Origin of the sequence: Microbacterium testaceum StLB037, assembly GCF_008763945.1 — a bacterium.
Lineage (GTDB): Bacteria > Actinomycetota > Actinomycetes > Actinomycetales > Microbacteriaceae > Microbacterium > Microbacterium testaceum_G.
Window position 1 is genome coordinate 798,693 of the sequence record NZ_VTQH01000001.1, and the last position, 26,904, is coordinate 825,596.

General features: G+C 67.8%; 40 protein-coding genes. 5 read left to right on the forward strand and 35 right to left on the reverse strand.

Going from position 1 to position 26,904, the window contains the following annotated elements:
* Positions 1-41: 41 nt before the first annotated feature.
* Positions 42-1,121, forward strand: a complete 1,080-nt coding sequence (locus tag F9B98_RS03735) for a hypothetical protein (RefSeq protein ID WP_150953073.1) — start codon at positions 42-44, stop codon at positions 1,119-1,121.
* A 9-nt stretch (positions 1,122-1,130) separates the two neighbouring features.
* Here the strand turns inward: F9B98_RS03735 and F9B98_RS03740 are convergent, their stop codons facing one another.
* Positions 1,131-1,931: a fructose 1,6-bisphosphatase gene (locus F9B98_RS03740; protein WP_150955828.1), complete on the reverse strand. Its 801-nt coding sequence runs from the start codon at positions 1,929-1,931 to the stop codon at positions 1,131-1,133.
* A gap of 181 nt (positions 1,932-2,112) precedes the next feature.
* On the opposite strand from F9B98_RS03740, the gene F9B98_RS03745 reads away from it, so the two are divergent.
* Positions 2,113-3,780, forward strand: coding sequence for a sensor histidine kinase (locus F9B98_RS03745; RefSeq protein ID WP_225310207.1), 1,668 nt, complete (start codon positions 2,113-2,115; stop codon positions 3,778-3,780).
* Positions 3,780-4,895: a hypothetical protein gene (locus F9B98_RS03750; protein WP_150953076.1), complete on the forward strand. Its 1,116-nt coding sequence runs from the start codon at positions 3,780-3,782 to the stop codon at positions 4,893-4,895. Before F9B98_RS03745 ends, F9B98_RS03750 begins: the two co-directional genes overlap by 1 nt.
* On the opposite strand, the gene F9B98_RS03755 is transcribed toward F9B98_RS03750, so the two are convergent.
* A complete protein-coding gene (locus tag F9B98_RS03755) occupies positions 4,896-5,528 on the reverse strand; it encodes a hypothetical protein (RefSeq protein WP_150953080.1) in 633 nt (210 codons plus the stop codon).
* Positions 5,529-5,616: 88 nt separating this feature from the next.
* On the opposite strand from F9B98_RS03755, the gene F9B98_RS03760 reads away from it, so the two are divergent.
* Positions 5,617-7,389 carry a DUF4012 domain-containing protein gene (locus F9B98_RS03760; protein ID WP_150953083.1) on the forward strand — a complete coding sequence of 591 codons (1,773 nt, stop codon included), beginning with the start codon at positions 5,617-5,619 and terminating at the stop codon, positions 7,387-7,389.
* Between the two features lie 102 nt (positions 7,390-7,491).
* The gene (locus tag F9B98_RS03765) at positions 7,492-8,115 is read left to right on the forward strand and encodes a hypothetical protein (protein ID WP_150953086.1); all 624 of its coding nucleotides are present in this window, start codon (positions 7,492-7,494) and stop codon (positions 8,113-8,115) included.
* A 61-nt stretch (positions 8,116-8,176) separates the two neighbouring features.
* Here F9B98_RS03765 and F9B98_RS03770 read toward each other — a convergent pair whose 3' ends face one another.
* The 33 genes from F9B98_RS03770 to F9B98_RS03930 all read right to left on the reverse strand — a co-directional run bounded on the left by F9B98_RS03770 (position 8,177) and on the right by F9B98_RS03930 (position 26,865).
* On the reverse strand, positions 8,177-8,869 hold the full coding sequence (locus tag F9B98_RS03770; protein ID WP_150953089.1) for an endonuclease/exonuclease/phosphatase family protein: 693 nt from the start codon (positions 8,867-8,869) through the stop codon (positions 8,177-8,179).
* Between the two features lie 68 nt (positions 8,870-8,937).
* A complete protein-coding gene (gene truA, locus F9B98_RS03775) occupies positions 8,938-9,795 on the reverse strand; it encodes a tRNA pseudouridine(38-40) synthase TruA (protein ID WP_150953093.1) in 858 nt (285 codons plus the stop codon).
* Positions 9,796-9,883: 88 nt separating this feature from the next.
* Complete coding sequence (rplQ, locus tag F9B98_RS03780; RefSeq protein ID WP_150953097.1) at positions 9,884-10,444, reverse strand: 50S ribosomal protein L17; 561 nt, start codon at positions 10,442-10,444, stop codon at positions 9,884-9,886.
* 42 nt (positions 10,445-10,486) lie between these two features.
* Positions 10,487-11,476 carry a DNA-directed RNA polymerase subunit alpha gene (locus F9B98_RS03785; protein ID WP_056226291.1) on the reverse strand — a complete coding sequence of 330 codons (990 nt, stop codon included), beginning with the start codon at positions 11,474-11,476 and terminating at the stop codon, positions 10,487-10,489.
* Positions 11,477-11,665: 189 nt separating this feature from the next.
* Positions 11,666-12,064, reverse strand: coding sequence for a 30S ribosomal protein S11 (gene rpsK, locus F9B98_RS03790; RefSeq protein ID WP_013583990.1), 399 nt, complete (start codon positions 12,062-12,064; stop codon positions 11,666-11,668).
* Positions 12,065-12,100: 36 nt separating this feature from the next.
* Positions 12,101-12,475, reverse strand: a complete 375-nt coding sequence (gene rpsM, locus F9B98_RS03795; protein WP_056226287.1) for a 30S ribosomal protein S13 — start codon at positions 12,473-12,475, stop codon at positions 12,101-12,103.
* 142 nt (positions 12,476-12,617) lie between these two features.
* Positions 12,618-12,734 (reverse strand): 50S ribosomal protein L36, encoded by a 117-nt coding sequence (rpmJ, locus tag F9B98_RS03800; protein ID WP_005050492.1) that lies wholly within the window; start codon positions 12,732-12,734, stop codon positions 12,618-12,620.
* A 61-nt stretch (positions 12,735-12,795) separates the two neighbouring features.
* On the reverse strand, positions 12,796-13,017 hold the full coding sequence (gene infA, locus F9B98_RS03805; RefSeq protein ID WP_013583992.1) for a translation initiation factor IF-1: 222 nt from the start codon (positions 13,015-13,017) through the stop codon (positions 12,796-12,798).
* A 141-nt stretch (positions 13,018-13,158) separates the two neighbouring features.
* Positions 13,159-13,863 (reverse strand): DsbA family protein, encoded by a 705-nt coding sequence (locus F9B98_RS03810; RefSeq protein ID WP_191966661.1) that lies wholly within the window; start codon positions 13,861-13,863, stop codon positions 13,159-13,161.
* Entirely contained in the window at positions 13,863-14,702 is an 840-nt protein-coding gene (gene map, locus F9B98_RS03815; RefSeq protein ID WP_150953101.1) for a type I methionyl aminopeptidase, read from the reverse strand. Before map ends, F9B98_RS03810 begins: the two co-directional genes overlap by 1 nt.
* A gap of 1 nt (position 14,703) precedes the next feature.
* Entirely contained in the window at positions 14,704-15,300 is a 597-nt protein-coding gene (locus F9B98_RS03820) for an adenylate kinase (RefSeq protein WP_150953104.1), read from the reverse strand.
* Complete coding sequence (secY, locus tag F9B98_RS03825) at positions 15,297-16,619, reverse strand: preprotein translocase subunit SecY (RefSeq protein WP_094736370.1); 1,323 nt, start codon at positions 16,617-16,619, stop codon at positions 15,297-15,299. Before secY ends, F9B98_RS03820 begins: the two co-directional genes overlap by 4 nt.
* A gap of 109 nt (positions 16,620-16,728) precedes the next feature.
* Positions 16,729-17,262 (reverse strand): 50S ribosomal protein L15, encoded by a 534-nt coding sequence (gene rplO / locus F9B98_RS03830; protein WP_150953107.1) that lies wholly within the window; start codon positions 17,260-17,262, stop codon positions 16,729-16,731.
* Positions 17,262-17,447 (reverse strand): 50S ribosomal protein L30, encoded by a 186-nt coding sequence (gene rpmD / locus F9B98_RS03835; protein WP_013583998.1) that lies wholly within the window; start codon positions 17,445-17,447, stop codon positions 17,262-17,264. The genes rplO and rpmD overlap by 1 nt, the downstream gene beginning before the upstream one ends.
* The gene (rpsE, locus tag F9B98_RS03840; protein WP_056226274.1) at positions 17,447-18,127 is read right to left on the reverse strand and encodes a 30S ribosomal protein S5; all 681 of its coding nucleotides are present in this window, start codon (positions 18,125-18,127) and stop codon (positions 17,447-17,449) included. The genes rpmD and rpsE overlap by 1 nt, the downstream gene beginning before the upstream one ends.
* Positions 18,124-18,483, reverse strand: a complete 360-nt coding sequence (gene rplR, locus F9B98_RS03845; RefSeq protein ID WP_056226271.1) for a 50S ribosomal protein L18 — start codon at positions 18,481-18,483, stop codon at positions 18,124-18,126. Before rplR ends, rpsE begins: the two co-directional genes overlap by 4 nt.
* 2 nt (positions 18,484-18,485) lie before the next feature.
* Positions 18,486-19,022, reverse strand: coding sequence for a 50S ribosomal protein L6 (gene rplF / locus F9B98_RS03850; protein WP_144782838.1), 537 nt, complete (start codon positions 19,020-19,022; stop codon positions 18,486-18,488).
* Positions 19,023-19,028: 6 nt separating this feature from the next.
* On the reverse strand, positions 19,029-19,427 hold the full coding sequence (gene rpsH / locus F9B98_RS03855; protein ID WP_094736305.1) for a 30S ribosomal protein S8: 399 nt from the start codon (positions 19,425-19,427) through the stop codon (positions 19,029-19,031).
* Positions 19,428-19,520: 93 nt separating this feature from the next.
* On the reverse strand, positions 19,521-20,111 hold the full coding sequence (gene rplE / locus F9B98_RS03860; protein ID WP_150953110.1) for a 50S ribosomal protein L5: 591 nt from the start codon (positions 20,109-20,111) through the stop codon (positions 19,521-19,523).
* Between the two features lie 2 nt (positions 20,112-20,113).
* Positions 20,114-20,473, reverse strand: coding sequence for a 50S ribosomal protein L24 (rplX, locus tag F9B98_RS03865; RefSeq protein ID WP_094736303.1), 360 nt, complete (start codon positions 20,471-20,473; stop codon positions 20,114-20,116).
* A gap of 2 nt (positions 20,474-20,475) precedes the next feature.
* Entirely contained in the window at positions 20,476-20,844 is a 369-nt protein-coding gene (rplN, locus tag F9B98_RS03870; protein WP_013584005.1) for a 50S ribosomal protein L14, read from the reverse strand.
* 34 nt (positions 20,845-20,878) lie between these two features.
* Positions 20,879-21,205: a 30S ribosomal protein S17 gene (gene rpsQ / locus F9B98_RS03875; protein WP_056226259.1), complete on the reverse strand. Its 327-nt coding sequence runs from the start codon at positions 21,203-21,205 to the stop codon at positions 20,879-20,881.
* Positions 21,205-21,516: a 50S ribosomal protein L29 gene (gene rpmC / locus F9B98_RS03880; RefSeq protein ID WP_056226256.1), complete on the reverse strand. Its 312-nt coding sequence runs from the start codon at positions 21,514-21,516 to the stop codon at positions 21,205-21,207. The genes rpsQ and rpmC overlap by 1 nt, the downstream gene beginning before the upstream one ends.
* Positions 21,516-21,935 (reverse strand): 50S ribosomal protein L16, encoded by a 420-nt coding sequence (gene rplP, locus F9B98_RS03885; RefSeq protein ID WP_056226254.1) that lies wholly within the window; start codon positions 21,933-21,935, stop codon positions 21,516-21,518. Before rplP ends, rpmC begins: the two co-directional genes overlap by 1 nt.
* Entirely contained in the window at positions 21,935-22,693 is a 759-nt protein-coding gene (rpsC, locus tag F9B98_RS03890) for a 30S ribosomal protein S3 (protein ID WP_013584009.1), read from the reverse strand. The genes rplP and rpsC overlap by 1 nt, the downstream gene beginning before the upstream one ends.
* The gene (gene rplV / locus F9B98_RS03895; protein WP_013584010.1) at positions 22,693-23,091 is read right to left on the reverse strand and encodes a 50S ribosomal protein L22; all 399 of its coding nucleotides are present in this window, start codon (positions 23,089-23,091) and stop codon (positions 22,693-22,695) included. Before rplV ends, rpsC begins: the two co-directional genes overlap by 1 nt.
* A gap of 22 nt (positions 23,092-23,113) precedes the next feature.
* The gene (gene rpsS, locus F9B98_RS03900; RefSeq protein ID WP_013584011.1) at positions 23,114-23,395 is read right to left on the reverse strand and encodes a 30S ribosomal protein S19; all 282 of its coding nucleotides are present in this window, start codon (positions 23,393-23,395) and stop codon (positions 23,114-23,116) included.
* A 12-nt stretch (positions 23,396-23,407) separates the two neighbouring features.
* Positions 23,408-24,247, reverse strand: coding sequence for a 50S ribosomal protein L2 (gene rplB / locus F9B98_RS03905; RefSeq protein ID WP_013584012.1), 840 nt, complete (start codon positions 24,245-24,247; stop codon positions 23,408-23,410).
* 24 nt (positions 24,248-24,271) lie between these two features.
* Positions 24,272-24,571, reverse strand: coding sequence for a 50S ribosomal protein L23 (rplW, locus tag F9B98_RS03910; protein WP_144829723.1), 300 nt, complete (start codon positions 24,569-24,571; stop codon positions 24,272-24,274).
* A complete protein-coding gene (gene rplD / locus F9B98_RS03915) occupies positions 24,568-25,230 on the reverse strand; it encodes a 50S ribosomal protein L4 (RefSeq protein ID WP_150953113.1) in 663 nt (220 codons plus the stop codon). Before rplD ends, rplW begins: the two co-directional genes overlap by 4 nt.
* A 2-nt stretch (positions 25,231-25,232) precedes the next feature.
* A complete protein-coding gene (gene rplC, locus F9B98_RS03920) occupies positions 25,233-25,892 on the reverse strand; it encodes a 50S ribosomal protein L3 (RefSeq protein ID WP_150953116.1) in 660 nt (219 codons plus the stop codon).
* A gap of 8 nt (positions 25,893-25,900) precedes the next feature.
* Positions 25,901-26,209 carry a 30S ribosomal protein S10 gene (gene rpsJ / locus F9B98_RS03925; protein WP_013584016.1) on the reverse strand — a complete coding sequence of 103 codons (309 nt, stop codon included), beginning with the start codon at positions 26,207-26,209 and terminating at the stop codon, positions 25,901-25,903.
* 440 nt (positions 26,210-26,649) lie between these two features.
* The gene (locus F9B98_RS03930) at positions 26,650-26,865 is read right to left on the reverse strand and encodes a hypothetical protein (RefSeq protein WP_150953121.1); all 216 of its coding nucleotides are present in this window, start codon (positions 26,863-26,865) and stop codon (positions 26,650-26,652) included.
* Positions 26,866-26,904: the final 39 nt, after the last annotated feature.

The following is a 26,904-nucleotide window of genomic DNA, read 5'->3' on the forward strand; positions in this document are numbered from 1 at the left end:
TCCTCAAGATTGCGTCGGGCACCCGAAGGAGACGACCGTCCGTGATCGTCCTCGCCCTGCTGGCATCCATCGCCGCCGCAGGAGTCGCCCTCGCAATGCTGTTCGTGGCCCACGGCCGACCCGAGGACGACCGCGGCGGAGCGCGCGCCGACATGGTCCGCTACTTCGGCATGTCCGCCATCGCCGCTCTGCTTTGCGGAGCGTTGAACGTGATGGAGACGGCGTGGGATTCGGTGGCGGCAGCCGCCGCGGGCAACGCGACCAACATCATGGCGGTCGGGTTGCTCTGGGCCGGGGCCCGGCGATTGAACGGACGGCGCGCCATCGGAGCGATCAGCACCGGCGCCGGCGGCATCCTGCTGTTCGGTCTGACCTTCCTGGTGCCCCTCGACGACGCCACCCTCCTCAAGACCGCGGGGCTGGTGGTCTTCTCGGCGCTGTGCGCCCTGGAGTGCTCTCGGCCCTCGCTCGGCCTCCTGGGCGGGGCACGTCTGCTCTCGTGGACGCTGAGCCTGTACGCCGCCTACAACCTCGCCCGGCTCGGCGTCGTCGCCGTCTTCGGCGTGGAGCCGCTCCTCCAGCAGGGACCGGTCTCCGCCGAGACCACCGCGGCGGTGAGCGCCGTGGCGATCGTGTTGGTCTCCATCGGTGCCGTCTGGATCGGGCGTCAGCTCGACGACGACCCGGCCCCCGGCACGCGCGCCCATGACCGGGGCACGTTGCGCCGTGAGACCTCACGGCTGCTCGAGGGCCACTCCATCGTGCGTGCGAGTCTCGTCCGCGTCCCCGAGATCGATCTGATCCGCGCTGCCCACAGCGGCGAGCGTGCGGACACGATGCTGCGGACCGTGGCCGACGCCGCCGCGGACGCCGTCGCGGACGTCGTCACGGGGATGCCGACTCGCGACACGGTGTTCGTGGTCGCCCCGGCCATTCTCGAGGCCGAGGCGTTCGAGGAGACGTTCCGGCGCGCGTTCGCGCGGCGTATGCCGTCGATCGCCTACGACGACGTCCCCGACCTCGCCTTCGAGCACCACCTGCTGAGGGACGTCGACGACCTGTCGTGGCTCATGGAGAGTCGACGCTCGAGACCGCACCTGGGCCGGTCCCGGAGCGAGTGACCGGGCGCCTCAGCCCTGGTTGGTCGTCGACTGGCCCCAGCCCGGTGCGCGCCCGGTGCTGCTCGACGTGCCGGTGCTCTGACCGCCCGCCGCCTGCCCCTCGTCGGCGTAGATCGCGATCGGAAGGTACTGGTACACCGTCTGCTGGCTGAACGAGGTGTCGGTGTTCGCCGTGCCCTCGACCGCGATGTTCAACGCGAACTCGAGCGTGATTCCGTAGGTGTCCGCGGGCAGCTGACGGATCGAGGTGGTGGGCACCAGAAGGCCGCCCTGGAAGCTGTTCAACAGCAGCCCGCGGTCGGAGCGCAGGGTGTCCGAGGGCACGAGCGTGCGGGGATCCGCGCTGAACTGGAACGGGTTCGAGACCTGGCCGCCGGTCTGGGCGGTCTGCGAGGTGACGGAGATCGACGACACGTAGACGCGACGCTTCTGCGCGAGCACGGCCTTCTCGTCCACTCGGTTGTCGACGACGTTGACGGCGAAGCCGAGCTGCTTCTCATTCGTCGCCGTCCACTCCATCGTCCGCTTGGGATCGACGGCCCAGACATCGAGTCGCAGCTCCAGGCCGTCGGCGACCTCGGAGGTCAACCGCACGGAGCCGTCGTAGGTGAACTGGGAGTCGAAGGGCTTGCTCGCCGCCGAGGACTGCGGCGCCGGAGTGGCGACGACCACGGACTGCTTCCCCCCGATCTGCCCGGGCAGCGAGGCGAAGATGTCGCTCATCTGACTGCAGCCGGAGAGCATCGCGGGCGCGACGAGGGCGAGAGCGACGGTGGCGGCTACGGCACGCGCGCGTCGGCGAGAGGGCATGTTCACGGGTGTCTCCTGAGGACGGGGCGCGGGGCGCGCGGAAGGTCGACGATCGACCATCACGCTGCGGGATGCAGGCCTCAGGGGGAGTCTGACCGGGCGACGTGAGCGGGAGCCACGCGCGGCGAGCAGAGACAGGATGGCGCGCAGAAGACTACACCACTCTCTATACACTCGGAGAATGGCATCCATGAGGAGCGTCCCCCCGGCGGTTCCTCCGGAGGGCATCCCCGACGACGACGCGAACACCCCGGGCAGTCGCACGCGATCGGTGTGGCTCCTGCAGCTGATCCTGGGAGCGAGCGTCGTCATCACGGTCCTGCTCGTGCAGGCCCTGGAGCCCTCCCTGTTCACCCGCTGGCCCTTCTCCTCGGGCGTCGGCGTCATCATCGCCCTGACGGCGATCGCGATCGTCGTCCCCTGGCACAAGGTCCCCCGCGCCGTCGTCGCCGTCATCCCGTTCGGCGACATCATCGGGGTCGGCCTGCTGAGCTTCGGGACCGACCTGCGTTTCAGCTTCTTCTGGGTGTTCCCCATCATCTGGATCGCCACCCACTTCTCGCTCGTCTACCTGATCTCGGCGATCAGCGCGGTCGGCGTCATCATCGTGGTGGATGCCACGGTGAACGCGTCCGGCCCGGTGTCGGCGCTCCGATTGATCATCGTCCTCCTCTCGCTCGCCTTCATCGCCATCACCTCCTACCTCTCCGCTCGGCAGACGCGCGCGTTCAAACAGCTCCTCCGCCGGCAGGCGAGCCGCCTGCAGGGCACCCTCCAGCGGGTGTCCGGCCAGGAGCGCCGCGTGTCGCAGATGCTCAACGGGCTCGACACCGGCATCGCCCGTCTCTCGGCCGACGGCGAGGTCCTGGCCCTGAACGATACGTACGTGGCGCTCTACGGGGTCGAGCGCGACGAACCGCAGCGGCCCGGGGCGGCTGTGGAGTACGCGACGCTCCGAGGAGAGCCGCTGCCCGAGGCGGAGCGCCCGTTCGCGCGCGCCTCTCGAGGAGAACAGTTCGACGACGAGCGCGTCTGGCTGTTCGACCCGCACGGAGAGTGGCACGCCCTCTCGGCCTCGACGCGTCGACTCATCTCGTCCGACGAGCCCGAGAGCACCCTGCTCATCGTCCACGACATCACCGCGCTGATCGAGTCCGAGCGCGCGCGAGAACGGCTCGCGGCCACGGTCTCGCACGAGCTGCGCAACCCCCTGACCGCGATCATCGGTCACGCCGATCTGGCCCTCGACGACCCGGGTCTGCCGCCGAAGGTCCGTGAGCAGCTCGAGGTGATCGCGGGTGCCGGCGAGAGGATGCAGAAGCTCATCTCCGAGATCCTCGCGACCTCGCGAGGGGTGTTCCGGGAGAACTCCACCCCGCTGACCGCCGACGCGAGCCGCATCATCGCTTCGTCCCTGGCGTCGTTCCGCCCGGCCGCGGCGGCGCGCCGCGTGAGCGTCGTCGACGATCTCCCAGATTCCGCCGAGGTGCTCGGAGACGCCTTCCGACTGCGCCAGGCGTTCGACAACATTTTGAGCAACGCGATCAAGTACACCCCCGCGGGCGGCTCGATCCGCATCTCCGGGGAGGTCTCCCCCGACGACGTCATCCTCCACTTCGCCGACACCGGGATCGGCATCCACCCGGACGATCTCGAACGCGTCTTCGACCCGTATTTCCGCGCGCAGTCGGTGCGCGAGAGCCCGACCCCCGGCACCGGGTTGGGGATGGGGATCATCCGCAGCATCGTCGAGGATCAGGGCGGCTCGCTCTTCCTCGAGAGCGAGCTCGGGGCGGGCACCACCGTCACGGTGATCCTCCCCGCCCGATCGGAAGTCGGCGCCGCCTGATGCCGTCCGACGTTCTATCGAACCTGGGACTCGCCCAGGCCACGGTGGCCACCCTCGGTACCGTCATGATCATCGGCCTGGGATTCCTGCATCGGCCCTCCCGATCCGCGCTCCTGTGGTCGCTGGCGTTCGTCCTCGCCATGTCCAGCACCTGGGTGTCGGTGACCGGGGCGATCCTGAACGACGAGACGGTCCGTCGCGCGGGGCTGGGCCTGATGCTGGGGGCGCCCGCCCTCATCTGGTCGGGTTTCCGGGCGCGACGCGGCGCACGCGCGTTCCCCTGGGTGGGCGGCGCACAGGCCGTCGCGATGGCCGTGGTGTTCGTCCTGGTCACCGATTCGAACGCGTACGGTCTGGCGTTCCGGCTCGCTTTCGTGGGCTCGGCGGTGTTCGCCGGTCTCACGGTGTGGGAACTCCGGCGCGCGGCCGACCGCCTCGAACGCCTCGCTCTGCCCCTGACGACCGTCTCCGCGGCCTTCGTCGCACTGGGCGTCGGGACCATGATCTCCGGGCTCGCGGTCCCCACAACGCTCGGCGATCTCGCGCTTCCCCGCGTGCTGAACGGGCTCGCGATGCTCGTCTTCCTCGTGTGCGCCACGGTGTCGCTGCTGTACTTCACCTCGGTGTCGCCCAGCGGGAGCCGAGCGGCGTCGAGCTGGCCGCACTTCATGGTCACCGCGACCGACCGCCTGGCCCGAGCGCGGCGCGCTCGCGAAGAGTCGTGGGCCGTCCTCAGCGTCCGGCTCGACGATCCCGACCAGCTGCGCAGCGCGGCCGGTGAGAGCGGGTGGCTGCGCCTGGTGGCCCGTTTCGAAGCCGTCGTCGCCGACTCCTTCCCCGCCGAAGCCGACCTCGGCCGCGAGATACGCGGCCGGGTGGTCGTGGTCGTCTCGCGCCCCGACGCCGTGCTCCGCGAACACGTGCGGACGGTTCTTCAGCGCGTCTCCTCGCTCGACGTGTCATCCGACATCGGCATCCAGCTCTCGGCGAGCGTCGGATGGGTGCCCGCCCCCGCAGGAGACTACGACCTGCACGCTCTCATCCTCGCCGCGGATGCGGCTGCCGGGGAAGCCACCCGCGAGGGTGGCGACCGCTGGGAGCGCGTCCGGCCCTGATCAGCCCCCGGCGGTGTCGCCGCCCGCGATCGCCACGGTGAGGGAATCGCTCGCCGTCTGCTTCGCGAACTCGTTCGACGTGGGGGTGGTCTGCACGAGGAACTCGAAGGTGAACTGCAGGGTGACAAATGTCGCTTCCGCCGGCACCTCGCCGACGTTGAACGTCTGGGAATAGCTGTACGGGGAGAGCACGAGATAACCGGGCGCGTCCGTCTGATCGCTCTGGGGCGACAGCGCCGCGAAGGACTGCGATGCGTTCCCCGGAACCGCTGTCATGGTCGCCCGCTGAAGGTAGACCTTCTGCCCGTCGTTCGGGGTCACCGTCGTCTCCATCGACAGGTTGACGGGCTTGAGCGCCGTCGCCGTCCAACGATCCATCGAGAGCGTTGACCAGTAGTTCACCGTCGCCGCAACGGATCCGGCCGTCAGCGAGCGCTGGGTCGAGCCGCTGGACAGGTCGTTGCGGACGGGTTGCGGAGCCGCCGTCATCGTGGCGGTGGGAGACGGGGAATCGGGCGCTTGCGCGCCGCCCTGAGCCCACGGAGGCGCTCCGCATCCGGTGAGTCCGAGTAGGACCGACGCCGCCAGAGCGACGCCGAACACCGCCCTGCCGCGACGCGCTGTGAGACGCATGAATCCTCCCCCGGACCGTTTCCCCCAGTGTAGGTGTCGCAGACGGCAGGGCGGTCGGTCCGCGAATACGCTCCCTTAGGGTGTTCGCGTGAAATCCCGCCCCCGTTCCCTCCCTCTCCCCCGAGCGGCCTCGCTCTTCGCGTGGACGGTGATCGCGGTGCTGGCCGCCGGTGTGGTCGCGGCCGCGTGGATCGGAGTGCGCGCCATCGCCGCATACGGGCATCTCCACAACGCCGAGGCGGTCGTCTCGCGCGCCGCGGCCGACGTCGACGACCCCTCGGCCGCCATCGCCGCCCTCGCCGCGATCGGCGACGACACGTCTGCGGCGCGCGCGCTCACCAGCGATCCGGTGTGGCGCCTCGCAGAGGTGCTGCCGTGGGTCGGCCCGCAGCTCTCCGCCGTGGCCCGGACCACGGCGGCCGTCGACGCGGCCGCGACGCAGGCGTTCACACCCTTGGCCGAGGCGTCTGACGGGCTGTCGGCCGATGCCCTGCGTCCCGACGACGGGGCGATCGACGTGACGCGGATCTCGGCCGTCGCCCCCGCCGCCGAATCGGCCGCCACGACCCTCGAGCGATCGGCGGGCGAGGTCGCGGCCATCGATCGGGCGCCCCTGATCGGCCGCGTGGCCGACGCCGTCTCCCGCTCGGAGCAGATGCTGCATACCGCCGCCGACACCGCAGACGCCTTGCAGCGCGCGACCCGGCTGGTCCCCCTCATGCTCGGGGCCGACCGCCCCCGCTCGACCCTCGTGCTCTTCGAGAACAACGCCGAGTGGCGATCGCTGGGCGGCGTGGTCGGCGCCGTCGCGCAGTTGGACTCCCGCGACGGACGGATGACGCTCAGCGCCCAAGCCTCCACGGCCGACTTCGCGGCGCTGGGCGATGCGCCGGTCGCCGATCTCCCGCCCGACGTGACGAACGTCTTCGACACACGACCCGCACGCTTCATCCAGAACACGACGCAGGTACCCGACTTCTCCGTCGGCGCACCCCTGGCGCGCGAGATGTGGCGGCGCCTGCACGGCACGACCGTGGATGCCGTCGTCGCACTGGATCCCGTCGCGCTCTCGTATCTTCTCCGGGCGACGGGGCCGGTGCGCCTCCCATCCGGCGATGAGCTGACCTCCGACAACGCCGTCTCCCTGCTCCTGAGCGATGTCTACCGGCGCTATCCCGACCCGCACCGGCAGGACGCGTTCTTTCAGAGTGCCTCAGCCGCCGTGTTCCAGGCTCTCTCGGACGGCCGGTTCGATCCCGCCGCGCTCGTCGATGCGATCGCGCGTGCGGGGAGCGAGCGTCGCCTGCTGATCTGGAACGCGGATGCCGCTGAGCAGAGCATCCTCGACGGAACGACGCTGCAGGGCGCGCTGCCGACCTCGGACTCCACGCGCACCACCTTCGGCGTCTACCTCAACGACGGGACGGGCTCGAAGATGGACTTCTACCTGCACCCGGAGGTCGAGACGGCGTGGTGCGGCGGGGATCGCGCCTCCCTTCACGTCTCGCTGCGGAACGACGCACCCGACCCTCAGACGCTCCCCTGGTACGTGACCGGTGGTGGCGAATACGGCGTGCCAGCCGGAGAGGCGCTCACGGGGGTGTACGTCTATCTTCCGCCGGGAGCGGAGGCGATCGACCGACGGACGACGACCACGGGTGCCCTGTCTCCCGGATTCGCTGACGGGACCCATGAGGCCCGGCACGTCGTGAAGTGGTCGGTGCAACTGGGGCCGGGGCAGTCCGCGGATCTCGACCTCGAGGTCCGCCTGCCCGTCACCCCCGAGCTGACCGCCGCGTCGACGCCCACCCGCGACGCGACGGAGGTCCCGCGCGAGGGAGCGTGCCGCTTCCCGGGGTGAGCGGAGCGCGGCCGGGTGAAGAACGCACCGCCAACGCATGAAACTGGGCCGCCCGCACCGTGTCGTCGCGCACCGACCCAGAAGACTCGCACAGAGCGATCGATGCTGGCGTCGAAGACCGGTTCGCCGCTCATCGTCATCCCTCGACACGACCTTGCCAAGCAGATGGGGCACACCATGAAGACCAGAATCATCCAGGCCGTCGCCGCGCTCTCTCTCGCCGCGGCCGCGCTGTGGGCCCCGACGGCCGCCAACGCCTACACCGACCCGGCCGTCGTGACGGCGACGCCCGCCGTCGTGGCACCCGGCGGCTCGACGACGTTCACGACGAACACCGCCCCGTACCAGGGCGACGAAGACGTGCTCATCTCGGTGACGGGCGTGAACGCCAACGGCGTCACTCTCGCGTCCGTCGTGCAGACGAACACCTCGCTGCGCTCGAAGGCCGTCAACGGCAAGCTCGACGTCCCCGTCAAACTCCCCGCGAACGCGAGCGGCACGTACTACCTCACGTTCACCGGTGCGCGCAGCGGCGTCGTCCTGCACTCGTCCATCACGGTGCAGGGCTCGGCCAGCACGCCCGCGAAGGGTGGTCTCGCGATCACCGGTTTCGACGCGGGCAGCACGGCGGGCCTGTGGATCGCCGGCGGCGGCCTGGTGGTGGCCGGCGGCGCCGTCACGGTCGGCGCGCTCATGCGTCGTCGCCGCGCCGCAGCGGACGCCTGACCCGGGCAACGAGAGTGAGGGGGCCGTCTTCGGACGGCCCCCTCACTCTCGTTGCACTCGCCTAGAAACTCGCGAGCCCGTGTCTCTGCGTCACCTCCGCAGTGACGAGGATGGGCAGGTGATCGCTGAGTCCCTGGGGCAGCGTCTTGATGTGCGCGATGTCGAACCCGATGGATGTCGCGAAGTCGTAGTGCCCTCGGAAGAAACGGTAGCGGGTGTAGGTACGGGTGTCGCTGAGCGTGAGCTCGTACCCCTGGTCGCGTACTTTCTGTCCGAGATTCTCCTTGAACACCGGGTAGTTGTAGTCCCCGACCATGAGGGCGGGAAGGCCCGGCCCGAGATTCTGAAGCTCGGTGAGCGCGGTGCGGATCTGGTGCCGGCGCAGCGAGTTGAGCGCGGTGAGAGGCGCCGCGTGGAAAGACGCGACGATGACGTCTCGTCCGTTGTCGATGTCGCGCAGGCGCACCCCGAGCATGCGCTCTTCCGCGGGCTTGAGAACCCGGTCGTGCAGGGACTTCTTCAGCCCGATCGCGCGCACGTCCTCGGCGCGAAAGGTGTTCTCCCGGTAGTACAGGGCCAGACCCAGCCGGTTCCGCTGCGTCGCTTCCGCCAGGCGCAGTCCGCCGAGTTGCTCCGGGATGTCGGTGCTGTCGCACTCCTGCAGACAGAGGACGTCGACCTCGTGCTTCTCGACGAGCGCGACGAGTTCACCGGCGGCACGGTGCTTGTTGAGGTTGTACGAGATGACCTTCATGGCGAAGCCAGCATACGTCCGACCCCGGACGCGCGACCGAGGGGTTGCACCCGGACCGCCCGCCCGGATCAGGCGGCCGCACCGTCCGCATCGCGACGGTTCCGCGTCTGCTCCGCGCGAGCTGCCAGCAGCTCGTCGGCGGGGTAGCCGACCTCCGCGAGGACGAGGCCCCGCGCGGCCAGGACCTTGGTCTCGGGGATGCGCAATCGTGCCTCGCGGATCGCCACGACGTCGTCGATCTCGATCCGCCCCTCCCCCACTGCGACGCATGCGCCCACGAGGGCACGCACCATGCTGTGGCAGAACGCGTCGGCTCGGACGTTCGCGACGAGCACGCCCGACTCATCGCGCTGCCAGTCGTACTCGAGCAGGGTGCGGATCGTCGTCGCCTCTTCGCGGGCTTTGCAGTACGCGGCGAAGTCGTGGAGTCCGATGAGGCGGGAGGCCGCGGCATCCATCGCCTCGACATCGAGGGAGCTGCGGACGTAGGTCGTGCGCTGTCGTTCCAGCGGATCGTACCCGGCCGCCGCATCGGCGAGACGGTAGCTGTATCGCCGCCACACGGCCGAGAATCGCGCGTCGAACCCGTCGGGGGCGGGCGAGGTCCGCGAGACCGTCACGTCGGAGTAGGCGCCCAGCACACCCCGCAAGCGACCGGCGAGGGCGGCGATCGCGTCCGTCTCGTCGTGGTCCCGGCGCCGCCGGGGTAGCCGTGCGATCTGGTCGTCGTCGAGGTCGAGGTGTGCGACCTGACCGGACGCGTGGACGCCCGCATCGGTGCGCCCGGCGACGATGAGCCGCGGGTCGCCGCCCACGATGCGCGTCAGAGCGCTCTCCAGCTCGCCCTGCACCGTGCGCAGCCCCGGTTGCCGAGCCCATCCCCGGAAATGCGAGCCGTCGTAGGCGATGTCGAGTCGGATGCGCACGAGGTCAAGCCTACGAGTGCGGACCCCGCGTGAGAGACGACGAAGCCCCCACCCGGATCGGGTGAGGGCTTCGTGCGAGCGAGGGGGCTCAGGCCTTGGCGTCGTCCTGGACGGCGTCGTCGGCTGCAGCCTCGGCGGCTGCGCCTTCCTCGGGCGACTCGGCGCCGGCCTCGGCGGCCTCGTCGGTCGAGGTCTCCTCAGCGGCGGTCTCGTCGGCGACGGGCTCCTCGGCGGCGGCCGGGGCGGCAGCGGCGGGAGCCGCGGCGGCCTTGTTCGACGCCTTCTTCGCGACGGGCTCGAGAACGAGCTCGATCACGGCCATGGGAGCGTTGTCGCCCTTGCGGTTGCCGACCTTGGTGATGCGGGTGTAGCCGCCGTCACGCTCGGCCACCAGGGGCGCGATCTCGGTGAAGAGGGTGTGAACGACCTCTTTGTCGCCGATGACGCTCAGCACGCGACGACGCGCGTGCAGGTCGCCGCGCTTGGCGAACGTGATGAGGCGCTCGGCGAGCGGACGCAGGCGCTTGGCCTTGGTCTCGGTCGTCTTGATGGACTTGTGCGTGTACAGGGCTGCCGCGAGGTTCGCGAGAAGCAGACGCTCGTGGGCCGGGCCGCCTCCGAGGCGGGGACCCTTCGTGGGCTTGGGCATGTCGTATTACTCCAGGAGAAGGTTCGGTCGGGTCCGACGGGGTCAGACGGTTTCTTCGTCGTAGCCGCTGTAGAACTGAGCGCCGTCGAAGCCGGGCACCGAGTCCTTGAGCGACAGGCCGAGAGAGGTGAGCTTGTCGCGCACCTCGTCGACCGACTTCTGACCGAAGTTGCGGATGTTCATCAGCTGCGTCTCCGAAAGGGCGACCAGCTCCGAAACGGTGTTGATGCCCTCGCGCTTGAGGCAGTTGTACGAGCGGACAGACAGATCGAGGTCTTCGATCGGCATCGAGAGCTCGTTCGAGAGGACCGTCTCGACCGGCGCGGGGCCGATCTCGATGCCCTCGGCCTCGACGTTCAGCTCACGGGCGAGACCGAAGAGCTCGACGAGGGTGCGGCCCGCGGAGGCCACGGCGTCGCGCGGGGCGATCGATGCCTTCGACTCGACGTCGAGGACGAGCTTGTCGAAGTCGGTGCGCTCGCCGGCACGCGTCGCGTCGACGCGGTAGCTGACCTTGAGCACCGGCGAGTAGATCGAGTCGATCGGGATCTGACCGGCCTCGGCGTACTCGTTGCGGTTCTGGGTCGCCGAGACGTAGCCGCGGCCACGCTCGATCGTGAGCTCGAGCTCGAACTTCGCGGTGTCGTTGAGCGTGGCGATGACCAGCTCGGGGTTGTGCACCTCGACGCCCGCCGGAGCGGAGATGTCGGCGGCGGTGACCTCACCGGCGCCGGTCTTGCGCAGGTACGCCGTGATGGGCTCGTCGCGCTCGCTCGAGACGACCAGCTGCTTGATGTTCAGGATGATCTCGGTGACGTCTTCCTTCACGCCCGGGATGGTGCTGAACTCGTGCAGGACGCCGTCGATGCGGATGCTCGTGACGGCCGCGCCGGGGATCGACGACAGGAGGCTGCGACGCAGCGCGTTGCCGATCGTGTAACCGAAACCGGGCTCCAGCGGCTCGATGACGAAACGGCTGCGGAACTCCCCGATCTTCTCCTCGGTCAGAGTGGGACGCTGTGCGATGAGCACTATGTGTTCCTTTCGATCACGTGCCCGCTATATGACACGTGTAATGGGGTGAGGTGTTGAGTTGTACTCGCGGGATGCCGCGGCGCCCGACTTTCACGTCAGGGGTGACGCATGGCATCCGGAAGTCTGGATCGCGCGCAAGCGCGTCGTTCCCGGGGAGCGACGAGCACTCCCCGGGAACAGAACGCGTCAGACGCGGCGGCGCTTGGGCGGACGGCAGCCGTTGTGGGCCTGGGGCGTCACGTCCTGGATCGAGCCGACCTCGAGGCCTGCTGCGGTCAGCGAGCGGATCGCGGTCTCACGACCCGAACCCGGACCCTTCACGAAGACGTCGACCTTCTTGACGCCGTGCTCCTGCGCCTGACGAGCGGCCGACTCCGCGGCCATGCCTGCGGCGTAGGGCGTCGACTTGCGCGAGCCCTTGAACCCGACACCGCCGGACGAAGCCCAGCTGATGACGGCACCCGAGGGGTCGGTGATCGAAACGATGGTGTTGTTGAACGTCGACTTGATGTGGGCCTGACCCACGGCGATGTTCTTCTTTTCCTTGCGGCGCGGCTTGCGCGCGGCGGACTTGGCCTGTGCCATGTGCGTTCTCCTGAATCCTGACGCTCAGCCCGCGGCTTAGCGCGCCTTCTTCTTGCCGGCGACGGTGCGCTTGGGGCCCTTGCGGGTACGCGCGTTCGTCTTCGTGCGCTGACCGCGCACCGGGAGGCCGCGGCGGTGGCGCAGGCCCTCGTAGGAACCGATCTCGACCTTGCGGCGGATGTCGGCGGCGACCTCGCGACGGAGGTCACCCTCCACCTTGTAGGTGCCCTCGATGTGGTCGCGCAGGGCGACAAGCTGGTCGTCGGTGAGGTCCTTGACGCGGATGTCCTGGCTGATGTCCGTTGCGTTCAGGATCTCGACGGAGCGGGTGCGACCCACGCCGTAGATGTAAGTAAGTGCGATCACCACGCGCTTGTCGCGCGGGATGTCGACGCCGGCGAGACGTGCCATGCGGCTCTCCTCAGAGTGTCGTGGAGGTGTGGAGCAGGATCGGTGCTCGGGCCTCCGACCCGAGGTGTCCCCCGTCCGCGCAAGCGGACGGGATCTGATCCTGCCGTTGTGTATTCAGTTGGAAAGGTGTCGAGCTGGAAGCTCAGCCCTGGCGCTGCTTGTGGCGCGGGTTGCTCTTGCAGATCACCATCACGCGCCCGTGGCGACGAATCACCTTGCAGTGGTCGCAGATGGGCTTGACGGAGGGGTTGACCTTCATGATGTTCCTGATTTCGCTGTCTTCGAGGCCGCGGGAGCGGCTCGTTACTTCTCGGCCGGACTCAGCGGTAGCGGTAGACGATACGACCACGGGTGAGGTCGTAAGGGCTCAGTTCGACGACGACGCGGTCCTCCGGGATGATGCGGATGTAGTTCTGCCGCATCTTGCCCGAGATCGTCGCGAGCACCTTGTGCCCGTTCGTCAGCTCGACACGGAACATCGCGTTGGGCAGTGCTTCGGACACCGTGCCCTCGATCTCGATGACACCGTCTTTCTTCGCCATAAACTCGCTCACGCTCAGTTGCAGACCGGCCGGTCTGCGGTGGATGGGGATTCGGTGCTTCGACACGCCAATGAAGGCGCAACGCACCAAAGATCAAGCATACGTGGTATTACCCGACCCGGCAACTCGCCGGGAGTGTCGTCAGCCGTTGAGGCGGGCGACGATGTCCTTCTGCGGGTCACCGGACAGGTCGGTCTGGTTCTGCAGGACCGTACCGTTGACGGCGATCGTCGGCGTGGCGATACCCGAAGCATTCGGTTGCAGCGGGGTCTTCTGCGTCATCGCCGTCACGAACTTGGTGTACGTGCCGGAGGTGATGCAGGAGGACACGGCATCCGATGCCCCCGCCGAGGTGGCGATGGAGGTGAGGGTCGCGTCATCCAGTCCCGCGGTGCCCTCCTTCGGCTGCTGTGCATAGAGCGCCTTCACGAACGCGGGGATGTTCGCCGGGTTGTCTACGGCGACGCAATATGCCGCGTTCGCCGCACGCGTCGAATACTGCGTGCCCTGCGACTGCCGGTCGAGAATCGCGATCGGGTGGATCCTCAGCGTGATCGTGTTGTCGTCGACGAGCTGCTGCAGCGTCGGGCCGTAGGCCTGCTCGAACGAGTTGCACACGGGGCACATGAAGTCGATGTAGGTGTCGACCGTCTTGTCGCCCGTACCGACCGAGATCGCCCCGGTTTCGGTGTCGACGGCGGAGGCCTGGGGCAGGGTTCCGGGCGAGGTCGCCTGGCTGTTGGCGAACCAGACCACTCCCCCGACGATCAGAACCACGACCAGCGCGGCGGCGGTCACCCCGATCGCGAACCAGTTGGTGGTCTTCCGTGCGGCGGCCATCATCATCAGTCGATCTCCTTCGGCACCACACCGAAAGGCGCCAGTTTCTCGGCACCGCCGTCGTGCGCGGTGAGGACCCAGATCCCTCCATCATGCACGGCGACACTATGTTCCCAATGGGAGCCGGCTGTGCCGTCCACCGTCGACACGGTCCAGCCGTCGTCCTCGGTGAAGGTCTCCTGGTCGCCGATGACGACCATCGGCTCGATAGCGACCGCCAGTCCCGGACGCACCTCCGGGCCGCGATCCGCGACCGCGTAGTTGAAGATGCTCGGCGACTCGTGCATCTTGCGTCCGATGCCGTGACCGACGTAGTCGCGGAGGATGCCGTAGCCCCCCTCGGGCGCGTTGTCCTGGATGTACTGCTCGATCGCGGCGCCGACCTCGGCGAGGTGGGTCGCTCGGCTGAGTGCGGCGATGCCGGCCCACAGCGACCCCGCGGTCACGTCGGAGAGCCGCTGTCGGGGGGCGACGAGGTCTGCGGGGGCGTCTCCGGGCACGATGACGGTGAAGGCGGAATCACCGTTCCACCCCCGGAACTCCGCGCCCGCGTCGATCGAGAGGATGTCGCCGGGGCGAAGCGGACGATCGTTCGGGATGCCGTGCACCACCTGCTCGTTCACGGAGGCGCAGATCGTGTGCCGGTAGCCGCGCACCATCTGGAAGTTGGACTTCGCCCCGCGCGCCGAGATGAGCGCCGACGCTGCGGCGTCGAGCTCGAGGGTCGTCACTCCGGGCTCGATCATCGAGCGCACGGCATCCAGGGCATCGGCCGTGATCAGACCGGGCTCGACCATCGACCGCAGCTGCGCGGGCTTCTTGTAGATCGAGGAGCGCAACACCACGTCAGGCGGCCGACGAACCGGCGATGCCGCGCGCTTCGAGAGCGGCGAAGATCCGGGCCGTGACCTCGTCGAGGCTGCCTACGCCGTCGACCTCGTCGACGATGCCGCGGGTGCCGTAGACGTCGAGGATCGGCGCCGTCTCACGCTCGTAGATGCTCAGACGCGTGGCGATCGCCTCTTCGGTGTCGTCGGCGCGACCCTGCTCGGCGGCGCGCGCGGTAAGGCGCGACAGCGACTCCTCGCGCGGGACGATGAGCGCGATCACCGCATCGAGCGACTCGTCGCGACCCTCGAGGAATTCGTCGAGGTGCATGACCTGCGCGAGGTTGCGCGGGTACCCGTCGAGCAGGAAGCCGTCGGAGGCATCCGCCTGCGAGAGCCGGTCGCGCACCACGGCGCTGGTCAGCTCGTCGGGAACGAGATCGCCCCCGTCGATGATGGCCTTGACCTGCTGGCCGAGCTCGGTGCCGTCCTTCACGTTGGCGCGGAACACGTCGCCGGTGGACACCACGGGGATGCCGAGAGCTTCACCGACGCGGACACCCTGCGTCCCCTTGCCCGAGCCCTGGGGGCCGACGATCAGAAGACGCGCGGTCATCGCAGCAGCCCTTCGTAGTGACGCTGCTGAAGCTGCGCGTCGATCTGCTTCACCGTCTCGAGGCCGACACCCACGATGATGAGGATCGAGGCTCCGCCGAACGGGAAGTTCTGGTTCGCGCCCACCGTGGCCAACGCCACGAGCGGGAGCAACGCGATGAGACCCAGGTAGATCGAGCCCGGGAGCGTGATGCGCGTGAGGACGTAGTCGAGGTACTCGGCGGTGGGACGACCGGCACGGATGCCGGGGATGAACCCGCCGTACTTCTTCATGTTGTCGGCGACATCGACCGGGTTGAAGGTGATCGCGACGTAGAAGTACGCGAAGCCGATGATGAGGAGGAAGTACACGAGCATGTACAGGGGGTGATCGCCGCGCGTGAGGTACTGCGAGATCCAGGTCACCCAGGCCGCGGGCTCCTGGCCTGCCTGCGGCTGGTTGAACTGCGCGATCAGCGCCGGGATGTACAGCAGCGACGAGGCGAAGATGACGGGCACGACGCCGGCCATGTTCACCTTGATCGGGATGTAGGTGTTCGTCCCCCCGTAGGTGCGACGGCCCACCATGCGCTTCGCGTACTGCACCGGGATGCGTCGCTGGGACTGCTCGACGAAGACGACGAGCGCCACGATCACGATGCTGACCGCGAGAACGAGGAGGAAGACCTCGACGCCACGGGCGTTGAGGATCGAGATCATCGCACCGGGGAAGGTGGCGGCGATCGAGGTGAAGATGAGGATCGACATGCCGTTGCCGACACCGCGCTCGGTGACCAGCTCGGCGAACCACATGACCAGGCCGGTGCCGGCGGTCATCGTGATGATCATGAGCAGCTGCGCCCACCAGATGTCGTTCGTGAGGAGCTGCTGGCACTCGGGCACACCGGCGGAGCCGAAGAGCTGACCCGAGCGGGCGACCGTGACGAGGGTCGTCGACTGCAGGAGCGCGAGCGCGATCGTCAGGTACCGGGTGTACTGCGTGAGTTTCGCCTGTCCCGCCTGGCCCTCTTTGTAGAGGGTCTCGAAGTGCGGGATCACCACGCGCAGCAGCTGCACGATGATCGTCGCCGTGATGTAGGGCATGACGCCCAGGGCGAAGATCGACAGCTGCAGCAGAGCGCCACCCGAGAACAGGTTGACCAGCGACAGCAGTCCCTCGGTCCCGCCCGACTGGTTCAGACACTGCTGAACGTTCGGGAAGTCGACGAAGGGCGTCGGCACGTGGGCACCTAGCCGGTAGATGGCGATGATGCCCAGCGTGAAGGCGATCTTCCGCCTCAGGTCGGGCGTGCGGAAAACCCGCGCGATGGCGCTGAACAAGGGAGATTCCTCCAGAACGATCTCGGCGCGCGGCAGGGCGCACACCAAATCAGACTAACCCAGAAGGGGCCGACGGCCCTAAGGCCGCCGGCCCCTCGAGGGTCGGGCGTCAGTTGACGGAGCCGCCAGCGGCGACGATCTTCTGCTCAGCGGAGCCGGAGACCTTGTCGACCGAAACGGTCAGCGCGACCGAGATGTCGCCGGTGCCCAGCACCTTGACCTTCTCGTTCTTGCGGACGGCGCCCTTGGCCACCAGGTCGGCGACGGTCACGTCGCCACCCTGCGGGTAGAGCTCGCCGAGCTTGTCCAGGTTCACGACCTGGTACTCGACGCGGAACGGGTTCTTGAAGCCGCGGAGCTTCGGGGTGCGCATGTGCAGCGGCATCTGCCCACCCTCGAAGCCGACCTTGACCTGGTAACGGGCCTTGGTTCCCTTGGTACCGCGACCGGCCGTCTTACCCTTCGAGCCCTCACCGCGACCCACGCGGGTCTTGGCGGTGCGAGCACCCGGGACGGGACGCAGGTGGTGGACCTTGAGCACGCCGGGGCGCGCCGCGGGGGCTTCCTTCTTGGCGGCCGTCTTACCGGCCGTTGCCTTCTTCGGGGCGTCGACCGTGGCGGTCTCGTCCTTCTTGGCAGCCATTAGTCGATCTCCTCAACCTTGACGAGGTGGGCGACGGTCTTGACGTAGCCGCGCGTCTGCGCGTCGTCGGGACGGACGACCGAGTCGCCGATCCGCTTGAGACCGAGCGAACGCAGCGTGTCGCGCTGGTTCTGCTTCTCACTCACCTTGGACTTGATCTGCGTGACCTTCAGACGCTCGGCCATCAGGCACCTACCTTCTGAGCGGCGGCCTCGGCGCGCACGAGGCGGGCCGGGGCGACCTGATCGAACTCCAGGCCACGGCGAGCGGCCACGGCGCGGGGCTCTTCGAGCGACTTCAGCGCCTCGACGGTCGCGTGCACGATGTTGATCGTGTTCGACGAACCGAGCGACTTCGACAGCACGTCGTGAATACCGGCGCACTCGAGGACGGCGCGGACGGGACCACCGGCGATAACACCGGTACCGGCTGCGGCGGGGCGCAGGAGCACCACACCGGCGGCGGCCTCACCCTGGACGGGGTGGGGAATGGTCGAGCCCGAGCGGGGGACGCGGAAGAAGTTGCGCTTGGCCTCTTCGACACCCTTCGAGATGGCGAGGGGGACTTCGCGGGCCTTGCCGTAACCGACACCCACGACACCGTTGCCGTCGCCCACGACGACGAGCGCCGTGAAGCTGAAGCGACGGCCACCCTTGACCACCTTCGACACGCGGTTGATCGTCACGACGCGCTCGAGGAACTGGCTCTCGTTGCGGTCGCGCGAACCACGGTCGCGCTGGTTGGTGTTGCGCTCGCGACCACCGCGACGCGGCTCGCGCTCACGCTCGGCGGGGGCCTGAGCCGCAGCCGCACCCTCAGCCGGTGCAGTCTGCTCGGTCACTTCGGTCTCCTTGTTGTCACTCACAGGTTCAGCCCTCCTTCGCGAGCTCCGTCGGCGATCGCGGCGACGCGACCGGCGTAACGGTTGCCGCCGCGGTCGAACACGACGTCGGACACGCCAGCGGCCTTCGCACGCTCGGCGACGAGTTCGCCGACCTTGCGGGCCTTGGCGGTCTTGTCACCGTCGAACCCGCGCAGGTCGGTCTCGAGGGTGGAAGCGGAGGCCACGGTGTGGCCCTTGCTGTCGTCCACGACCTGGACGAACACGTGGCGGGCGGAACGCGTCACCACGAGGCGGGGGCGCAGCTCGGTACCGACGATCTTCTTGCGAAGACGCAGGTGGCGACGCGAGCGGGCGACGGACTTTGTCTTGACAGCCATGGCTACTTACCACTCTTTCCGGCCTTGCGGCGCACGACCTCGCCCGCGTACCGCACACCCTTGCCCTTGTAGGGCTCGGGCTTGCGGATCTTGCGGATGTTGGCGGCGGCCTCGCCGACGGCCTGCTTGTCGATGCCGCTCACGGTGACCTTGTTGTTGCCTTCGACCGTGAGGGTGATGCCGGCGGGCGGGTCGATGAGGACGGGGTGCGAGAAGCCGAGGGCGAACTCGATCGAGCTGCCCTTCTGCGCCACGCGGTAACCCGTACCGACGACCTCGAGGCCCTTGGAGTAGCCCTCGGTGACACCGATGATGTTGTTGTTGATGAGAGTGCGGGTCAGGCCGTGGAGCGACCGCGACTCGCGCTCGTCGTCGGGCCGGGTGACGAGAACCTGGTTCTCCTCGACCGCGACCTCGAGGGGCTGCGCAACGGTGAGCGCGAGCTCGCCCTTGGGGCCCTTGACGGAGACCTCCCGGCCGTTCACCGAAACGGTGACGCCGGCGGGGATGTCGATGGGAAGACGTCCAATACGCGACATGTCAGATCACCACACGTAGGCGAGGACTTCCCCGCCGACGCCCTTCTGCTCGGCCTGACGGTCGGTGAGAAGACCGGAGGAGGTGGACAGGATGGCGACGCCGAGGCCACCGAGGACCGTGGGGACCTCGGTCGACTTCGCGTACACGCGAAGGCCGGGCTTCGACACGCGCTTGATGCCGGCGATCGACCGCTCGCGGTTCGGGCCGTACTTCAGCGTCATGTTGAGGGTCTGGCCGACACGAGCGTCTTCGACGTTCCAGTCGGCGATGTAACCCTCCTGCTTGAGGATGGCGGCGATGTTGGTCTTGAGCTTGGAGCTCGGCATCGACACGGAGTCGTGGTGCGCCGAGTTCGCGTTGCGCAGACGGGTCAGCATGTCTGCGACCGGGTCTGTCATCGTCATGTTTTGCTTCTTTCGATCATGAGGTTTCGGCTGCCGTTACGCGACAGTCGACCTTCGATGAAGGGCCCCCGGAAACCCCGGGGGCCCTGGGGGTCAGGCCTGCGCGTCGGCCGACTGGAACGGGAAGCCGAGCTGACGCAGCAGCGAGCGGCCCTCGTCGTCGGTCTTCGCGGTGGTGACGATCGTGATGTCGAAACCACGCACGCGGTCGATGCGGTCCTGGTCGATCTCGTGGAACACGGACTGCTCCTGGAGACCGAAGGTGTAGTTGCCGTTGCCGTCGAACTGCTTGGCCGACAGACCGCGGAAGTCGCGGATGCGGGGCAGGGCGAGGTTGACGAGGCGGTCCACGAACTCCCACGCACGGTCACCGCGGAGGGTGACGTGCGCACCGATGGCCTGGCCCTCGCGCAGCTTGAACTGCGCGATGGACTTGCGGGCCTTGGTGACGATGGGCTTCTGGCCGGTGATCTTGGTGAGGTCGTCGACCGCGCCATCGATCACCTTGCTGTCGCGAGCAGCCTCGCCGACACCGGTGTTCACGACGACCTTGACCAGACCGGGGATCTGCATGACGTTCTCGTAACCGAACTCGTCCTGCAGCGCCTTCTTGATCTCGGCGTTGTACTTCTGCTTGAGGCGGGGCTGGATCTTGCCAGTCTCCGCGGCAGTCGTGGTGCTCATGTTCAGAGGTCCTTGCCTGACTTCTTCGCGAAGCGCACGCGGACGGTGCGCTTGACGCCGTCCTTGACCTGCTCCTCGACACGGTGTCCGACACGGGTCGGCTTCTTGGTCGAGGGGTCGACGAGCGCGACGTTGGAGATGTGGATCGGGGCCTCGAACGTCTCGATGCCACCGGTCTTGGTGCCGCGCTGGGACTGACCCACGCGGTTGTGCTTGGTGACGTAGTTCACGCCCTCGACGATGACGCGGTTCTGCTCGGTCAGGACCTCGAGGACCTTGCCCTGCTTGCCGCGGTCGCCGCCACGCTCGGGCTTGGCGCCCGAGATGACCTGAACCAGGTCGCCCTTTTTGATTTTCGCCATGATCAGATGACCTCCGGGGCGAGCGAGACGATCTTCATGAACTTCTTGTCGCGAAGCTCACGGCCGACCGGTCCGAAGATGCGGGTGCCGCGGGGCTCCCCGTCGTTCTTCAGGATCACGGCGGCGTTCTCGTCGAACTTGATGTACGAGCCGTCGGGACGGCGGGTCTGCTTGACGACACGGACGACGACGGCCTTGACCACATCGCCCTTCTTGACGTTGCCACCCGGGATCGCGTCCTTGACCGTGGCGACGATGACGTCGCCCAGGCCGGCGTAACGGCGGTTGGAGCCGCCGAGCACGCGGATGGTGAGCAGCTCCTTGGCGCCGGTGTTGTCGGCGACCTTCAGCCGGGATTCGTTCTGAATCACTTTTTACTCCTTGGGTTCCAAGTAAGCGCGAGGCTTACTTGGCCTTCTCGAGGATCTCGACCAGGCGCCAGCGCTTGGTGGCGCTCAGCGGACGGGTCTCGTTGATGACGACGAGGTCGCCGATGCCGGCCGAGTTGGACTCGTCGTGCGCCTTGACCTTCGAGGTGCGGCGGATGACCTTGCCGTAGAGCGGGTGCTTCACGCGGTCCTCGACCTCGACGACGATGGTCTTGTCCATCTTGTCGCTGACGACGTATCCACGACGCGCCTTGCGGTAACCGCGGGCGTTCTCGTCGCGAACGTCGTTCTCGGAGTGCTCGTGACCGGCGACCTGCGCCTCGGCCTTCTTCGCGGTAGCCATTACTCCGCCTCTTCCTTCGCGGCGTCGTCAGCGGAGTCCGCCTTCTTCGCCTTGCTCTTCTTCGCCTTCGTCGCCTCGACCGGGGCCGGGGTGGCGCGGATGCCGAGCTCGCGCTCACGGATCACCGTGTACAGACGCGCGATGTCGCGCTTGACTGCACGGATGCGACCGTGGCTCTCGAGCTGGCCGGTGGCCGACTGGAAGCGCAGGTTGAACAGCTCTTCCTTGGCCTTACGCAGCTCCTCGACGAGGCGCTGGTCTTCGAACGTGTCGAGCTCGCTCGGGGCGAGCTGCTTGGTGCCGATCGCCATTACGCGTCGCCCTCCTCGCGCTTGATGATGCGTGCCTTCAGGGGCAGCTTGTGAATGGCTCGGGTGAGTGCCTCGCGAGCGAGCTGCTCGTCGACACCCGCGACCTCGAAGAGGACGCGGCCCGGCTTGACGTTCGCAACCCACCACTCGGGGGAGCCCTTACCCGAACCCATGCGGGTTTCGGCGGGCTTCTTGGTGAGGGGGCGGTCGGGGTAGATGTTGATCCACACCTTTCCACCGCGCTTGATGTGACGCGTCATGGCGATACGAGCGGACTCGATCTGACGGTTGGTCACGTAAGCGGGGGTCAGCGCCTGGATACCGAACTCACCGAACGACACCTGGGTGCCACCGGTGGCCTGGCCCGAACGGCCGGGGTGGTGCTGCTTGCGGTACTTGACCTTGCGGGGGATGAGCATTACGCCGACGCTCCTTCTGCCACGGGGGCCTCGTTGCGAGGGCCACGACGGCGGTCGCCGCCGCGGTCGTCACGACCGCGCGACTTGGGCGCGTTGGCCTGCTCGCGGGCGAGCTCCTTGTTGGTGAGGTCGCCCTTGTAGATCCAGACCTTCACGCCGATGCGGCCGAAGGTGGTCTTGGCCTCGTAGAAGCCGTAGTCGATGTTCGCGCGCAGGGTGTGCAGGGGCACACGGCCTTCGCGGTAGAACTCCGAGCGGCTCATCTCGGCGCCGCCGAGGCGGCCCGACACCTGGATGCGGACACCCTTGGCGCCGGCGCGCTGCGCGCCCTGCAGGCCCTTGCGCATCGCGCGACGGAACGCCACGCGAGCGGTGAGCTGCTCGGCGACGCCCTGGGCGACGAGCTGAGCGTCGGCCTCGGGGTTCTTGACCTCGAGGATGTTCAGCTGGATCTGCTTTCCGGTGAGCTTCTCGAGGTCGGCACGGATGCGCTCGGCCTCGGCGCCGCGGCGACCGATCACGATGCCCGGACGGGCGGTGTGGATGTCGACGCGGACGCGGTCACGCGTGCGCTCGATCTCGATGTTGCTGACACCGGCGCGGTCGAGCGAGGTGGTCAGCAGGCGACGGATCTTGATGTCCTCGGCGAGGTAGTCGGCGTAACGCTGACCGGCCTTCGTCGAGTCCGAGAACCACCGCGACACGTGGTCGGTCGTGATGCCGAGGCGGAAGCCGTACGGGTTGACTTTCTGTCCCATTACTTGCTCGCCTTCTTGTTGGCGCGAGCCGGGGCCGCCTCAGCGGTCTCGGGCGTCGCGAGCACGACCGTGATGTGGCTCGTGCGCTTCTTGATCTGGAAGGCGCGACCCTGAGCGCGGGGCTGGAAACGCTTGAGCGTCGTGCCCTCGTCGACGTACGCGTTCTTCACGTACAGGTCGGCGTCATCCAGGTACTCGTTCGTCTTGTCGGCCGTGACGCGAGCGTTCGCGATGGCCGAGGCGACGAGCTTGTAGATCGGCTCGCTCGCGCCCTGGGGCGCGAACTTCAGGATCGCGAGGGCCTCTTCGGCCTGCTTGCCCTTGATGAGGGCGACGACGCGACGAGCCTTCTGAGGGGTCACGCGGATGTGTCGCACACGTGCGATGGACTCCACCATTTCTCTCTCCTCCTCGGTCGCCTTAGCGGCGACGGCCCTTCTTGTCGTCCTTCACGTGGCCGCGGAAGGTGCGGGTGGGCGAGAACTCGCCCAGCTTGTGGCCGACCATGGTCTCGGTCACGAACACGGGGATGTGCTTGCGTCCGTCGTGCACGGCGATGGTGTGTCCCAGCATGGCGGGGATGATCATCGAACGGCGCGACCAGGTCTTGATGACGTTCTTGGAACCGGCTTCGTTCTGCGAGACGACCTTGCGAAGCAGGTGCTCGTCGACGAAGGGGCCCTTCTTAAGGCTGCGAGGCATCTTCCTCTACTCCTACTTGCGCTTCTTGCCGGCGGTGCGACGGCGGACGATGAGCTTGTCGCTCTCCTTGTTCGCGTGGCGGGTGCGGCCCTCGGCCTTGCCCCACGGCGAAACAGGGTGACGACCACCGGAGGTCTTACCCTCACCACCACCGTGCGGGTGGTCGACCGGGTTCATGGCGACACCGCGGACGGTCGGGCGGACGCCCTTCCAACGCATGCGGCCGGCCTTGCCCCAGTTGATGTTCGACTGCTCGGCGTTGCCGACCTCGCCGATCGTGGCGCGGCAGCGCACGTCGACGTTGCGGATCTCGCCGGAGGGCAGACGCAGCTGCGCGTAGGGGCCGTCCTTCGCGACCAGACGCACCGAGGCACCGGCCGAACGGGCCATCTTCGCTCCTCCGCCGGGACGCAGCTCGATCGCGTGGATCACGGTACCGGTGGGGATGTTGCGCAGCGGCAGGTTGTTGCCGGGCTTGATGTCGGCGCCGGCACCCGACTCGACGACGTCGCCCTGCGACAGCTTCGCGGGCGCGAGGATGTAGCGCTTCTCGCCGTCGGCGTAGTGCAGCAGCGCGATGCGCGCGGTGCGGTTGGGGTCGTACTCGATGTGAGCGACCTTGGCGTCGATGCCGTCCTTGTCGTTACGACGGAAGTCGATCAGACGGTACTGACGCTTGTGGCCACCACCGATGTGACGCGTGGTGATGCGGCCCTGGTTGTTGCGGCCACCGGTCTTCGACAGCGGGCGCAGCAGCGACTTCTCGGGCGTCGATCGGGTGATCTCGGCGAAGTCGGCCACCGACGAGCCGCGGCGACCGGGGGTCGTGGGCTTGTACTTGCGAATAGCCATTGTTCTTGTCCTCTATCCCGACCGTCAGCCGACAGACGTGAAGATGTCGATGGTGCCCGACTTCAGCGAGACGATGGCGCGCTTGGTGTCCTTGCGCTTGCCGATGCCGAAGCGGGTGCGACGGGCCTTGCCCACGCGGTTGATCGTGTTGACCGAAGCCACCTTGACGCCGAAGATCTTCTCGATCGCGAGCTTGATCTCGGTCTTCGACGAACGGGGGTCCACCAGGAAGGTGTACTTGCCCTCGTCGATGAGCGAGTAGCTCTTCTCGGAGACGACCGGCTTCAGGATGATGTCGCGCGGGTCCTTGTTGACGGCGGTCATGCCGAGACCTCCTCGGTGGCGCCGGACTTCGACGCGACGAACGCGTCGTAGGCGGCCTTGGTGAAGACGATGTCGTCGGAGACGAGCACGTCGTAGGCGTTCAGCTGACCGAAGGACAGCACGTGGACGTACGCGAGGTTGCGCACGCTCTTGACCGTCAGCTCGTCGTCACGGTCGATGACCACGAGGACGTTCTTGACGGCGCCGAGGGCGTTGAGCACGGTCGCGGCGGCCTTGGTCGAAGGCGCACCCTCGATGCCGAAGCTGTCGACGACGTGGAGACGCTGGCCACGAGCCCGGTCGCTGAGCGCACCGAGCAGAGCGGCGGCGATCATCTTCTTGGGGGTGCGCTGGCCGTAGTCACGGGGCTTGGGACCGTGGACGATGCCACCACCGGTCATGTGCGGCGCGCGGATCGAGCCCTGACGGGCGTTACCCGTGCCCTTCTGCTTGAAGGGCTTGCGACCGGCACCGGAGACCTCGCCACGACGCTTGGTCGAGTGCGTGCCCTGGCGGGCCGCGGCACGCTGCGCCACGACGACCTGGTGGATCAGCGGGATGTTCGTCTTGACGTCGAAGATCGCGGCGGGCAGCTCGACAGAGCCGGCCTTGTTGCCGTCGGCCTTCACGACGTCGAGCGCGAGAGTCGAGTCAGCCATGATCAGGCACCCTTCACTGCGTTGCGGACGTAGACGATGCGGCCACGAGCGCCGGGGACGGCGCCCTTGACGAGCATGAGTCCCTTCTCGGCGTCGACGGCGTGCACCGTGAGGTTGAGGACGGTCACGCGCTCGCCACCCATACGGCCGGCCATGCGCATGCCCTTGAAGACGCGGCTCGGGGTCGACGATGCGCCGATCGAACCGGGCTTGCGGTGGTTGCGGTGCGCACCGTGAGACGCGGAGACACCCTTGAAGTTGTGACGCTTCATGACACCCGCGGTGCCCTTGCCCTTGCTGGTGCCGACGACGTCGACCAGCTGGCCGGCCTCGAACAGGCCGTCGACGGTGAGCTCCTGGCCCAGCGAGTAGTCGGCGGCGTCCGCGGTGCGCACCTCGGTGAGGTGGCGGCGCGGGGTGACACCGGCTGCGTCGAAGTGAGCGGTGAGGGGCTTGTTCACCTTGCGGGGGTCGATCTGGCCGTAGCCGATCTGAACGGCGTTGTAGCCGTCCTTGTCGAGCGAGCGCAGCTGGGTCACGACGTTCGGGGCGACCTCGATGACGGTGACGGGAACGAGCTTGCCGTTCTCGTCCCACACCTGGGTCATGCCGAGCTTGGTGCCGAGGAGGCCCTTGGAGATCTTGGAGTTGATGTCAGCCATGTCGAACCTCAGAGCTTGATCTCGATGTTGACGTCGGCAGGAAGGTCGAGACGCATCAGCGAGTCGACGGCCTTGGGCGTCGGGTCGATGATGTCGATGAGGCGCTTGTGGGTGCGCATCTCGAAGTGCTCGCGGCTGTCCTTGTACTTGTGGGGCGACCGGATGACGCACACGACGTTCTTCTCGGTCGGAAGGGGAACCGGGCCCACCACGGTGGCGCCGGCACGGGTCACGGTGTCGACGATCTTGCGCGCCGACGAATCGAGTCCGGCGTGGTCATACGACTTCAGGCGAATGCGGATCTTCTGTCCCGCCATTGTCTGCTCTCTCTCTTTCTCGCGTCTTACCCGACCTGGGGCATTGGACGCACGGTGGCGCTCTCGCGCCCTGGCACTTCCCCTCGCTCGCGCGAGAGATGCTGCACCGCTGTTCAGCTGTCAAACCGGATGCCGAGGCTTCCGGCCCGCCCCTCGTGCGCACGCGCACGAATCCCGCGAGGGATGAAGGGGATCGGTGTGATGTTCTGCTGCCCGCGGCCCAGGACCTTGCGCATCCGCGCCGCCTGTGCACTGCCGAGACAGTGATCTGGCGCGCGCCGAGCGCACGCCGGAATGTGGAACTGGACTAGTCTACGTACCCCGTGCGCGAGTCGCAAACCCGGGCGTGTCGCGCCCGGGGAATGCCCAGCATCCGGGGCGCCCGCACAGCAGCGGCGCCTCCCCGATGATCAGGGAGGCGCCGCTGTGGTCGGTCGTTGTCAGGCGTTCCCGATGTGCTTGTCGACGTTCGCGCGGGTCTCGTCGATCTTCGCGTGGTGCTCCACCGGCACGACCTTCTTGATCGCATCGGCCGCTCCGTCGAGCACCTTGTCGCTGACCTCCTCGGCCTTCTCGCTCTTGAGGGCCTCTTCGATCTTGTCGCGGTTCTCGTCGAGGAGCTTCTTGCCCTTGGCGATGATGTCGTCGACTCCCATGTGCGTCTCCTTCGCAGACCCGGCCGGCTGTGGTGCCGA